The organism is Cytobacillus purgationiresistens (genome assembly GCF_030813235.1).
Classification (GTDB): domain Bacteria; phylum Bacillota; class Bacilli; order Bacillales; family Cytobacillaceae; genus Cytobacillus; species Cytobacillus purgationiresistens.
In genome coordinates this window covers 13,271-25,251 of record NZ_JAUSUB010000036.1, presented here as the reverse complement: position 1 = coordinate 25,251, position 11,981 = coordinate 13,271, and the positions used below count along the sequence as shown (strand labels likewise).

11 protein-coding genes and 1 tRNA gene are annotated in these 11,981 nt (G+C 37.2%); 10 read left to right on the top strand and 2 right to left on the bottom strand.

What is annotated here, in order from left to right; genetic code table 11:
- Window positions 1-52 precede the first annotated feature (52 nt).
- A complete protein-coding gene (locus J2S17_RS25105; RefSeq protein WP_307479177.1) occupies window positions 53-235 on the bottom strand; it encodes a hypothetical protein in 183 nt (60 codons plus the stop codon).
- A 272-nt stretch (window positions 236-507) separates the two neighbouring features.
- Here J2S17_RS25105 and J2S17_RS25100 point away from each other — a divergent pair.
- From J2S17_RS25100 to J2S17_RS25065, 8 genes are all read left to right on the top strand, one after another.
- Window positions 508-604: transfer RNA gene (locus tag J2S17_RS25100), tRNA-Sec, on the top strand.
- A gap of 318 nt (window positions 605-922) precedes the next feature.
- Window positions 923-1,267 (top strand): DUF485 domain-containing protein, encoded by a 345-nt coding sequence (locus J2S17_RS25095; RefSeq protein ID WP_307479174.1) that lies wholly within the window; start codon window positions 923-925, stop codon window positions 1,265-1,267.
- A 2-nt stretch (window positions 1,268-1,269) separates the two neighbouring features.
- Complete coding sequence (locus J2S17_RS25090; protein ID WP_307479171.1) at window positions 1,270-2,796, top strand: solute symporter family protein; 1,527 nt, start codon at window positions 1,270-1,272, stop codon at window positions 2,794-2,796.
- Window positions 2,797-3,001: 205 nt separating this feature from the next.
- Entirely contained in the window at window positions 3,002-4,171 is a 1,170-nt protein-coding gene (locus J2S17_RS25085) for an amino acid deaminase/aldolase (RefSeq protein WP_370875124.1), read from the top strand.
- Complete coding sequence (locus J2S17_RS25080) at window positions 4,168-5,508, top strand: D-arabinono-1,4-lactone oxidase (RefSeq protein WP_307479166.1); 1,341 nt, start codon at window positions 4,168-4,170, stop codon at window positions 5,506-5,508. The genes J2S17_RS25085 and J2S17_RS25080 overlap by 4 nt, the downstream gene beginning before the upstream one ends.
- A 260-nt stretch (window positions 5,509-5,768) precedes the next feature.
- The gene (locus J2S17_RS25075) at window positions 5,769-5,960 is read left to right on the top strand and encodes a hypothetical protein (protein ID WP_307479162.1); all 192 of its coding nucleotides are present in this window, start codon (window positions 5,769-5,771) and stop codon (window positions 5,958-5,960) included.
- Entirely contained in the window at window positions 5,957-6,115 is a 159-nt protein-coding gene (locus J2S17_RS25070) for a hypothetical protein (RefSeq protein WP_307479160.1), read from the top strand. Before J2S17_RS25075 ends, J2S17_RS25070 begins: the two co-directional genes overlap by 4 nt.
- A 999-nt stretch (window positions 6,116-7,114) precedes the next feature.
- Window positions 7,115-8,182 (top strand): nitric oxide synthase oxygenase, encoded by a 1,068-nt coding sequence (locus J2S17_RS25065; RefSeq protein WP_370875123.1) that lies wholly within the window; start codon window positions 7,115-7,117, stop codon window positions 8,180-8,182.
- Between the two features lie 61 nt (window positions 8,183-8,243).
- Here J2S17_RS25065 and J2S17_RS25060 read toward each other — a convergent pair whose 3' ends face one another.
- Complete coding sequence (locus J2S17_RS25060) at window positions 8,244-9,134, bottom strand: TetR/AcrR family transcriptional regulator (protein ID WP_307479155.1); 891 nt, start codon at window positions 9,132-9,134, stop codon at window positions 8,244-8,246.
- A 189-nt stretch (window positions 9,135-9,323) separates the two neighbouring features.
- Here J2S17_RS25060 and J2S17_RS25055 point away from each other — a divergent pair, with 189 nt between their 5' ends.
- Together J2S17_RS25055 and J2S17_RS25050 are read left to right on the top strand one after the other, a co-directional pair.
- On the top strand, window positions 9,324-10,841 hold the full coding sequence (locus J2S17_RS25055) for a DHA2 family efflux MFS transporter permease subunit (protein ID WP_307479152.1): 1,518 nt from the start codon (window positions 9,324-9,326) through the stop codon (window positions 10,839-10,841).
- A 172-nt stretch (window positions 10,842-11,013) separates the two neighbouring features.
- Window positions 11,014-11,949 (top strand): ATP-grasp domain-containing protein, encoded by a 936-nt coding sequence (locus J2S17_RS25050; RefSeq protein ID WP_307479149.1) that lies wholly within the window; start codon window positions 11,014-11,016, stop codon window positions 11,947-11,949.
- The last annotated feature ends 32 nt before the right edge of the window (window positions 11,950-11,981 follow it).

Here is an 11,981-nt window from a genome sequence, read left to right as displayed (position 1 = left end):
CAGACAAGATTAGAAGAATATTCTTGTGTAGTTCATGATGAATGATGAACGGTCAATTCATGGGTATGAAATTCTTTTGCAGCTCTGCTTCAGAAATCACAATCCTGTGCTCTAAATCCTGTGTACGTAATACATATTCCTTTACACCAATAAATTCTGATTCAGAAACAACATAGAATTTTGTTCCTTTTTTAAATCTATCTTCAAAATCTCTTTTTAATATAAATCTTTTCATCGCACGACCTCTATTTTAAATAAAATCATATTTATGAGAAGGTATATTTACATACTTTCCTTAGTTTACATTTTAAGATTATGTTTTGCAAAATCCATTCTCAAACCTTACTAAACCGAAGCTGATATCACCGTTTAATCCAACAATAGAAGGAGTGAGGCTGTCTATTTAATTTTAGAAATTTATGATTGAAATATATTATTAAAAATAGTAACATGTAACAGGTAGTAGGTAAAATGATGATAGTAGATATTTAATAAGAATATTCATACGGGGTCGAATGGGGTTCTGGTGTCCCTCGTAGTCTTCAAAACTAATTGTGACCTGCGTGCCAGGTCAGCTGGGTTCGATTCCCAGGCGGTCCCGCCATAATAGACCTTTTTACTCATGTATATTAATGAATTATAAACCTCTTTACACAAGATTGTGTAAAGAGGTTTTTGTATTTAATAATAGGAGAATTCATTACAGAGGTCAAAACGATTCATTCAAATAGGGCTATAAGATTGCCTTAAAGAGTAGATAATCATGACTATAAATAAGAAGAACAGAAGGTTTTTTTATAGTGCTTTTCTTGTATTTGTCGAATTTTGTCACAAACTAATTTCCTATTTTTATACATTTACCATTGCTAATTCTTTTCTTATTTTTTAGAATATACTTATATTTCAGAAAAGGAGGGGAATAATGGATAATTTAGCAAAAGCACAAAATGAGGTAAAGAAAGATTATGATTATGAAAAAATCGCAGAGAGCAATGAATTTAAAAGTCTCATTTCTGCTAAGAAGAGGTTTATCGTTCCAACTGTTATATTTTTTATAGTCTTTTATTTTACACTTCCAATCCTTACATCCTTTACGACTATTCTCAATAAACCAGCGATTGGTGCAATCACTTGGACTTGGGTGTATGCGCTTGCGCAATTTGTGATGACATGGGTACTTTGTACGATCTATGTAAAAAAAGCAAGTAGATATGATCAAGAAGCAGAAGCAATCATTGAAAATCATAAAAGGCAAGGGGATCAATAGTTATGAGTATGATTGGTTTATCTTTATTCGTATTAATTGTTGCCATGACACTGGTTGTAACTTATTGGGCAGCAAAACGGACAAACACCACAAGTGAGTTTTATACTGCTGGCGGTGGTTTGACTGGATGGCAAAATGGCCTTGCAATTGCAGGTGACTATTTATCTGCAGCTTCCTTTTTGGGTATTGCTGGTGCGATCGCTCTCTTTGGATTTGATGGATTTTTCTACTCTATTGGGTATCTAGTTGCCTACTTGGTTGTACTCTATATCGTTGCTGAACCATTAAGAAATCTAGGTAAATACACGATTGCAGATATGATCAATGCAAGATTTGAACAAAAAAAGGTTCGTGGTGTAGCTGCAATCAGTACGATAACGATTGTCATTTTCTATATGATTGCTCAGTTAGTTGGTGCAGGTGCTCTCATTCAATTATTATTAGGAATTGATTATTGGATTGCTGTTTTACTCGTTGGGGTTATGATGACCACCTATGTCTTGTTTGGCGGCATGACTGCTACAAGCTGGGTTCAAATTATAAAAGCGGTTCTACTCATGCTTGGTACTGTTATAATTTCATTCCTTGTACTCGCGAAATTCAACTTTAATATCTTCACAATGTTTGAGGAAATGAAAACGCTCACACCGCATGGAGAAGCTTACTTGAATCCTGGTGTCAAATATACGAATGGAATTGATACCATTTCCATGATGGCAGCGCTAGTGCTTGGTACGGCTGGATTACCGCATATCTTAATGCGATTCTTCACTGTAAAAGATGCGAAGACAGCTAGAAGCTCAGTTGTTACAGCAACGTGGATTGTCGGGATCTTTTATATTCTTACTATCTTCCTTGGCTTTGGTGCAGCAGCATTTGTTGGGTCAGATTCCATTGTGGCTGCGAATGCGGCAGGAAACATGGCTGCTCCTCTATTAGCAAAAGCATTGGGTGGAGACTTCTTAATGTCATTTGTTTCAGCCGTGGCATTCGCTACTATTCTCGCAGTGGTAGCTGGCCTGGTGCTATCAGGAGCCTCTGCTTTTGCGCATGATATTTATGGGCAAATTATCAAGAAGGGTAAAATTTCTGAAAGAGAACAAATGCTTGCAGCACGCTATGCATCGATTGGCGTTTCCGTTCTTTCAATTGTTTTGGCCTTGTTCGCACAAACATTGAATGTCGCATTCCTGGTCTCCTTGGCATTCTGTGTGGCAGCAAGCGCAAATCTGCCAGTTATCATTTACACAATCTATTGGAAAAAATTCAATACAACTGGCGCGGTGACAGGTATGGTGACTGGTTTAGTGACAGCGCTTGTACTTGTGGCTATCAGTCCAAGTGTATTAAATCCGGTAGAGGGTGTAGCTATTCTTGTAGGAGAACCAATCTTCCCGCTGACTAATCCAGCGATTGTATCGATTCCTGCAGGCTTCCTTGCAGCATTTATTGGTACAGTAGTTTCTAATAAACGAGATGCGAAGAAATATGCAGAAGTCACAGTAAAGGCCAATACTGGTTTGAAGTAAAAGATGAAAAGCTGTCTGCGGCCATGCAGACAGCTTTTTTAATGATTATTTTGTCTCCCATCATTCTTCATCTACTCCCGATCATTCAAGTGGCTATATGGCTTTTCATTGTTTTTAGATAATAAAAAATATTTTTATTTATCTAACTTTATTGGTGGATTATAATATTCTAAAAGCACTATTAACGTAGGCAGGTGACTTCATGATTTCAAAGGATATGATCAAAAATGAAAAATGTCCGAATCTATTTCTTGATTTAGATGCTTTAGATAAAAATTGTCAGGAAATTGCTAATAAATCAAGAGGAAAGACGATAAGAATAGCTACAAAATCGATTCGATCTGTAAAGGTCCTGCGGCGGATTCTGCAGTCACATCCTATCTACAAGGGCGTCATGAGCTTTACTTCTACAGAAGCATTATTCCTGATAGAAAAGGGCTTCGATGACATTCTTATTGGTTATCCTTCATGGGATGAAAAAGCGCTTTCCAGAATATCATTGATAAAAGAAGAACAGGCAAAAGTCATATGCATGGTTGATTCTATAGAACAAGTTGAGTATTTGAATCACATCGCTCATAATTCTGACGGAACCTTGAATATATGTATAGATATCGATATGAGCACAAATATCGCAGGATTCCACTTTGGCGTACGAAGGTCGCCATTGACCAGGAGTGAGCAAGTTCTAGCACTTGTAAATAAAGTGATGGGATATCCGCATTTGCAGTTTAAAGGAGTTATGGGCTATGAAGCGCAAATTGCTGGAGTTGGTGATAATGCACCTTCAAGCCATATTAAAAATAAAATGATAACTTTAATGAAGAAAAAGTCAATTGTTGAAGTAAAGGCACGTAGATCGGACATTCTAGCGGTGCTTAAAGCACAGGGACTTATTCCAGACCTCGTAAACGGCGGTGGAACAGGAAGTCTCAAGACAACGGCCATGGAGGATGGAATTACAGAGATCACAGTAGGGTCTGGTTTTTACTCACCGTTGTTATTTGATAGTTACCGAGATTTACAATATGAGCCTGCACTTTATTTTGCTTTGCCAATCGTACGGAAACCTGGCCCTCATTTATATACATGCCTTGGTGGAGGGTATGTCGCTTCAGGTACCCCGGGGATAGATAAGCTCCCATTGCCAGTAATTCCAGCGGGGGCGAAGCTTTTACCGATGGAGGGGGCTGGTGAGGTGCAAACTCCCATCTTCTATGATAAGGATTTTTTGCATTTAGGTGATCCAGTGATTTTTAGACCAGCAAAAGCAGGTGAGATTTGTGAACGATTTCCTGAAATCTTGTGTTTCTCAAATGGAGAGTTAGTTGATCGCTTTGAAACCTATCGAGGAGATGGAGTGTGTTTTCTATGAAAATAAAGACGGGAAGGACATGGAAAAACTGGGCGGGTACAAGTGAAAGTACTCCGCTTAAGATTATATATCCGACAACAATAGAAGAAGTTACTGAGCTAGTAAGCAAAGCGAAAGCTGAAAAAAAGAAAATTCGTGTGGTTGGTGCAGGACATTCTTTTACACACTTAGCTCATACGACTGACTGGTTACTCTCATTAGATGGCTTGAAAGGAATTGAATCGATTGATACTGACAAAGAAACAGTGACAGTTTTCGCTGGAACGCGTTTGTATGAGATCGGATCTTTACTCGGTGAAAAGGGATATGCTCAGGAGAATTTAGGTGATATAAATGTGCAAAGCATTGCAGGGGCAGTTTCAACAGGTACGCATGGTACAGGATTACAATTCGGAAATATATCAACTCAAGTATTAGAAGTTACCTTCGTATCCGGTAGTGGTGAGATTGTTGCTCTTTCTGTAGAAAAAGATCCTGAGTTCTTTAAAGCTTGCCTTGTATCTTTAGGGATGTTAGGAATCATTGTGAAGATTAAACTTAAAATGATTCAGTCTCCTGTTTATGTATATAAAAGTGATAAAGTGAAATTTCACGTACTTGAAGAAAAACTGAATGATTACATTTACAACAATCGGCATTTTGAATTTTTTCTTTTCCCCTATACAGATACTGTACAAGTTAAAACAATGAATATCACTTCAGAAAAACCTCAGAGCTTAAGATGGCATAAGTTGAATTCACTCGTATTGGAAAACTATTTATTTTATGTCATTTCAGAAGTATGCCGAATCTTCCCAAAGACGAGCGCTTTTTTCAGCAGATTATCCGCCAAGGCAATAGGCAAAGAAACCATCAGGGCGGAAAGCCATGAATTATTTGCCACACCAAGAAAAGTGCGATTCCGTGAAATGGAGTACAGCATCCCACTAGCTTATTTTCTACCAGCACTAAGAGAAATTAGACAAACAATTGAGGAAAAGAAATATCATGTACATTTTCCAATTGAATGCAGGACGGTTAAAGCAGATGATATTTGGCTAAGTCCCTCATATAAACGTGACTCTGCCTATATTGCTTTCCATATGTATAAAGGAATGCCTTATGATACCTTTTTTATCGACATGGAAAATATAATGAAAAAATATGATGGAAGACCACATTGGGGGAAAATGCATAAAAGGACCGCTGATGAACTCTTTCACCTTTATCCAAGGCTTTATGATTTCTTAGTTTTTAGACAAAAGCAGGATCCAGACGATTTATTCTTAAATCCTTATCTCAGACAACTTTTATACGAACAGTCTAATAAACAGCAGACAATCGAAAAATCAAGTTAAGATGCAATAGCGATAATTGAGGCGTTCATCCAAGGGATGATCGCTTTTTTTTTAGCGATGAACTTTCTACTACTAGTCTGAAAAGTGATGAGGATATGTCATATCTACGTTTTATACGACAAATGTAGTAGAGGTGGTTACATGAGTAAAAGTTTATCGTTTTTAAGTGCGCTTTTATTTCCCTCAAATCACAAGTGGGTGTTCAAATGAAGAAAGCTCGAAGCAAATATTGATATGGATGAAAAGATTCAGGTGAGCATATGACAGAGAATTGGGAAGAAAGCTCGTTGTTTACATCTGGCAACTATACAATGATTGGAGAGGAAGGTGGTATTGGATTCATCTTTGGAGGTAACGAAACAAGCAAGCATAATCCTGACAAGATTCAAAAGTATATGTGTCATTTTTGGGGAAGCGAAGAAGAGTTTACGGTAATCGGAGTGATGGGGTGACGGTATTGGAAGGCAAATCATTAATGGGATCAAATAATGGTGCAAATCGTCATGTTTCTTCTAATTTTTCGCTTCCAGCTAGCGGTTTGTGGAAACTAGGTGCATATGTAGGAGACAATATATTTGGAACCGTGATTGTAAAAGTATATGAATGAAAAAATTTAATGTGTCTCCAAGACAAGGATTATCGTGGTTTTTTTTACCTTCTCTTACCGTTTTGACCTTGGTTTGGGATTATTATGGTGTTTTTTCTACCTTCTCTTACTGTTTTGACCTTGGTTTGGGATTATTATGGTGTTTTTCCTACCTTCTCTTGCTGTTTTGACCTTGGTTTGGGATTATTATGGTGTTTTTTCTACCTTCTCTTACCGTTATGACCTTGGTTTGGGGTTATCTGGTGTTTTTCCTACCTTCTCTTGCTGTTTTGACCTTGGTTTGGGATTATTATGGTGTTTTTTCTACTTTCTCTTGCTGTTTTAACCTTAGCTTGGGATTATTATGGTGTTTTTCCTACCTTCTCTTGCTGTTTTGACCTTGGTTTGGGATTATTATGGTGTTTTTCCTACCTTCTCTTGCTGTTTTAACCTTAGCTTGGTATTATTATGGTGTTTTTTCTACCTTCTCTTACCGTTTTGACCTTGGTATGGGATTATTATGGTGTTTTTTCTACCTTCTCTTGCTGTTTTAACCTTAGCTTGGGATTATTATGGTGTTTTTCCTACCTTCTCTTGCTGTTTTAACCTTAGCTTGGGATTATTATGGTGTTTTTCCTACCTTCTCTTGCCGTTTTGACCTTGGTTTGGGATTATTATGGTGTGCAGTTCTTATACTGTCTTATTCGTCCACAATGATTGCCATCACAGGATAAGGTCTGAGCCGCTAGCGAGATAGATAGATGATTAGGGAATAGACTACCGTTAATAAGCTAAAACCGTTGTGTCTGTGAGGCGACTTTAGACCAACGCAGATGAGAAAGCTGATTTCGCAATCATCCAATGAGTCCTATATTTCTCTTTAATCAACTGCCAAAAGGTATCAGATTGTAATACCGTTTTTTGCTTCCCAAATCCTGAATCAATGACTTTTTATTCTGTTATGGTAAAATAGAGCTATATCTATCATCTATCCTGGGAGGATTTTTTTTGAGTATTGAAATGTTACAAGAAGCAGAGGAATTTATACAATCCTATTATAAGGAATTAGAGAAGCCTGAATATGAATCTTCACAAAGAATGAAGAAAATCGAGGAAATGATAAGAGAAAAAGGATTTTATGATCATACATATGAAGAGATTCAATATGGGGCAAAAGTGGCTTGGCGCAACAGCAATCGCTGTATCGGCCGATTTTTTTGGCAGATGCTCCACGTGATTGATAAAAGGGATATTGACTCTGAAGATCAGTTGGCAGCAGCGTTATTTGAACATATGGAATATGCAACAAATAACGGAAAGATTCGACCAACAATTACTGTTTTTTCAGCTAAAACAGAAGAAAAACAATTTCGCATTTGGAATCACCAGCTTATTCGTTATGCCGGATATGAGACGAAAGATGGCATAGTAGGTGACCCCGTTTCAATCGCATTTACAAAGGTCTGTATCGATCTGGGCTGGGAACCGATGTATGGAGACTTTGACATTTTGCCTCTCATCATCCAAAAAGGTGACGAAAATCCAAAACTGTACGATATCCCAAAGGAATTAATTTTAGAGGTTTTAATTGAACACCCTGACTTTCCATGGTTTAAAGAGTTAGCGCTTAAGTGGTATGCCGTTCCATTAATCTCCGATATGAAAATGGAAATTGGCGGCTTGACTTATACTGCTGCCCCCTTTAATGGATGGTATATGGGTACAGAAATAGGCGCGAGAAATTTAGCGGACGAGGATCGCTATAATAAGCTGCCCATTATTGCTGAGATGATGGGGCTTAATGTGGGCAGTCATTCTTCCCTCTGGAAAGACAGAGCCCTTGTAGAATTAAATGCAGCTGTCTTATATTCCTATAAAAAACAAGGGGTCAGCATTGTTGATCATCATACTGCTGCCCAACAATTTAAACAGTTCGAAATGAAGGAAACGAAAGAGGGGAGAGATGTGACGGGCGATTGGACATGGCTGATTCCGCCAATGTCTCCAGCTTCAACGCATATCTTCCATAAACCATTTAAAAACAAGATGAAAAAACCAAATTATTTTTATCAAAAGGCTCCATTCTAAGTTCAATAATAACGAAAAAAATAAACCCGAACGCTCATTTCTCATGAGTGTTCGGGTTTATTTATTCACCAAGAGCTGAAAAATATGTTTTTACATGAGTTTCGAGTATGTCTAATTCTTCTATATTTAATTGCCCTTTACTTTTTAATGTGAAAACAGCGCTTTCAATTAGAAACCTTCTCGGCTTTTTGGTGTGCAGAATTTCATCTTGGACAAATTCAATTAGCTTGCGCAAGTCTTCGGTATCATTCGAATCTTTTAAGGAAGTAATGAGTTTTGTTATCGTTTGATTAAGATCATCTTTAAAAGTTTGATCTGTTTTGCCGTGGTTTTGCAGCCAATTGTCGATTAATGTTGGTGAAAACAGCTGCTCTTCAGATGCAGAAACTTCTTCTGCTATTCCGACGATACGTGACACAGTATATTTTACTGCTTTAGAAATACCTGCTGAAGATTCATTTATAGTTGAATAATATTTGACGTTCTGATGTAAGATCCCAAGGAACATAATAGAGACATCTAAAAGATAAGGTTGTTTTTCTTCACCAAATAAATCAATAAACCTGGAATACAGCCATTGAATTTGTTTAATTTGACCTTCTCGGATAAATTGTTTTAATTCAGGGTCATCTGAGACAATCACCTCTTCAAATAACGTCACCAACTTATTTTTCCGATTGATCATCATTTGCATTTCCAATTGAAGGATAAATGAATCGATAGTGGAAGGGTCTTTGCCAATCAGCAATTCATCACGTTTTATCTCCATCTTTTTATAGGTAGTTTTAAATATCGCGATTAATAGTTCGTTTTTTGACGAAAAATAGTTATAGAATGTTCCTTTTGAAATCCCGGTATAGTCTAAAATATCCTGGATTGATGTAGATTGGAATCCTTTTTCAATAAATAAGTCATGCGCTAAGCTAATAACATTTTGCTTTCTATCGTTCATTGAATCACCTTTTGAGTTAAGTATTGGACTACTTGTTTATTTTTATAGTATCATATTCTAGTTTAGAATAAAAATTAATTAGGAGCACGAAATGTTTTTATTGCATTAAGATGTTAATTGGTATAAGATAAGTTTTACGTGAAATACGAGTATAAAATAATATACTCAATGTATATAGGGGGAAGAGGAATGAAAGAAACAGAAAAACAAACCGCAAAGCCACCATACGGAATACTCGCGGTTTTAATGATTGGAGCATTTATTGCTTTTTTAAATAATACATTGTTAAACATTGCATTACCGTCTATTATGACTGATTTAGATATAGGTCCATCGACTGTTCAATGGTTAACCACAGGCTTTATGCTTGTTAATGGAGTACTAATTCCAGCGACAGCGTTTTTAATTCGTAAATATTCGGTTAAGAAGCTATTTTTAGTCGCAATGGGTTTATTTACAATAGGTACAGTTTTGTCTGGATTTGCAGATACTTTTTCCATCTTACTAGGGGGCCGTATGCTTCAAGCGTCTGGTTCAGCTATTATGATGCCGCTGCTTATGAATGTAATGCTTGTCAGTTTTCCAATTGAAAGACGTGGAGCAGCAATGGGGATTTTCGGGTTAATTCTTATGGCAGCTCCAGCAATTGGCCCAACTTTATCTGGTTGGATCGTAGAACATTATGATTGGAGAATGTTATTCCATTTTGTAACTCCAATTGCGATTGCCGTTTTCATCCTTGGCTTCTTCATGTTAAAGGATAAAAAAGGAAAAGTGGATATTCGCCTTGATTTATTTTCATTGATTTTATCAAGTGTTGGATTTGGAGGTATACTGTACGGGTTCAGTTCAGCAGGAAATAAGGGCTGGGATAGTCCGCATGTATATTTAACAATCATTATTGGTCTAATCTCCTTGATTACTTTTATTATTAGACAAACAAGGCAAACAGAACCAATGCTCAATTTCGGTGTGTTTAAGTTTCCGATGTTTGCATTATCATCAGCGATCACTATGGTACTCAATATGGCGATGTTCTCAGGTATGCTTCTCATTCCAATATATGTTCAATCCATTCGAGGGATTTCACCAATGGATGCTGGATTAATGATGCTTCCTGGAGCATTAGTAATGGCATTAATGTCTCCGTTAACAGGTAAGTTATTTGACAAATATGGTGGACGTGTGTTAGCGATCATTGGTTTAGGAATCACAGTAGTAACCACATATTTATTTAGCCGATTAGCTCTTGATACATCCTATTCGCATTTAGTTATTCTGAATACAGTAAGGATGTTAGGTATGTCCATGGTAATGATGCCAGTTTCAACAAATGGGCTTAACCAGTTGCCACCGCGTTTTTACCCACATGGGACAGCTATGAATAATACATTGAACCAAGTGTCTGGTGCGATTGGTACTGCATTGCTAGTAACAATTATGACGAATCGAGCAGAAACGCATGGCGCGGAATTGGCGAAAGCTGCGATGCAGAATGCTGGTGGAGCACAACTAAGTGAGACAGCAATGGCTCAAATTGGTTTGCAATCAACCCTTGAAGGAATTAATTTCTCATTCTTTATTTCCACATTTATTGCGGTGGTTTCATTAATTCTCGCTTTCTTTATTAAACGGGCAAAGCAGGCTGAAGATCCGCTGGAAGTAAATAAGCAAGTAAGCCAATCTAAAGTGGCTGGAGAAGAATAAATTAAATAATATAAGCAAAATGGCGATCTTCAATGAATTGAAGGTCGCCATTTTACTGTTTTTTTTAAGTGTAAATCGTTGATTAGCAGTTGGAGACATGGAATAATGAAGAAAGTCGATAAAATTAATCGGATTTGATGACATGATTAAGAAAAGTATGGGGGACAATATTATGAAGAAAATATATATTATTCATGAGAATGATGAATGGACAGTCCACTTAACTAAAAGGCTGGAAGAATTAAATTTACCCTACGAGGCATGGCATTTAGACGAAGGATTAGTTGACTTAAGCTCTAAACCGCCCGAGGGAGTTTTCTATAACCGTATGAGTGCTTCATCACATACAAGGAACCACCGCTTTGCACCTGAGCTGACGGGTGGCATCCTTTCTTGGCTGGAATTACACAAGAGAACGGTATTTAACGGAAGCAAAGCATTAAGTCTGGAACTGAGTAAGATAAATCAGTATACGGCTTTAACTAAAAGTGGCATACAAACACCCAAAACCATAGCTGCTGTGGGTAAGGCTCAAATTATCCAAGCTGCCGAACAAATCGGACTTACTCCTTTTATCACCAAACATAATCGAGCTGGAAAAGGATTGGGTGTGCAGCTATTTCAATCTATCCAAGCATTAAAGGATTATGTAGAAGGTCCACAATTTGAAGAGCCAGTTGATGGAATTACTTTAATACAAGAATATATTCAATCTGAAGACTCCTTTATTACAAGAGCAGAATTTGTTGGAGGAAAGTTCATTTACGCGGTTAATGTCGATACTTCAAATGGCTTCGAGCTATGTCCTGCAGATTCTTGTCAAATTGGCGATGCATTTTGCCCTATAGGAGAAGAAGAAGTAAAGAGGCCAAAATTCGCAATACTAAATCAAGTGGATGGAACCTTGATTTCTAAATATGAAGCCTTCTTGCAAGATAATCACATCGATGTAGCAGGTATTGAATTCATTTCAAACCAGCAGGGTGACATATATACATATGATGTAAACACGAATACTAATTATAATGCGGAAGCAGAAGATAAGGCTCGTAAGTTTGGAATGTTAGAGCTCGCGAAATTTTTAGGAAACGCATTGAAAGAGGAATAAACTTGTACAAGTAGAATACAATTGATTAACAA

Bases quoted from the DNA above. Each gene is read 5' to 3' on its own strand.
- J2S17_RS25065 (WP_370875123.1), top strand. From the start codon at position 7,115: ATGTTACAAGAAGCAGAGGAATTTATACAATCCTATTATAAGGAATTA.
- J2S17_RS25075 (WP_307479162.1), top strand. From the start codon at position 5,769: ATGACAGAGAATTGGGAAGAAAGCTCGTTGTTTACATCTGGCAACTAT.
- J2S17_RS25105 (WP_307479177.1), bottom strand. From the start codon at position 235: ATGAAAAGATTTATATTAAAAAGAGATTTTGAAGATAGATTTAAAAAA.
- J2S17_RS25055 (WP_307479152.1), top strand. From the start codon at position 9,324: ATGAAAGAAACAGAAAAACAAACCGCAAAGCCACCATACGGAATACTC.
- J2S17_RS25080 (WP_307479166.1), top strand. From the start codon at position 4,168: ATGAAAATAAAGACGGGAAGGACATGGAAAAACTGGGCGGGTACAAGT.
- J2S17_RS25050 (WP_307479149.1), top strand. From the start codon at position 11,014: ATGAAGAAAATATATATTATTCATGAGAATGATGAATGGACAGTCCAC.
- J2S17_RS25090 (WP_307479171.1), top strand. From the start codon at position 1,270: ATGAGTATGATTGGTTTATCTTTATTCGTATTAATTGTTGCCATGACA.
- J2S17_RS25060 (WP_307479155.1), bottom strand. From the start codon at position 9,134: ATGAACGATAGAAAGCAAAATGTTATTAGCTTAGCGCATGACTTATTT.
- J2S17_RS25095 (WP_307479174.1), top strand. From the start codon at position 923: ATGGATAATTTAGCAAAAGCACAAAATGAGGTAAAGAAAGATTATGAT.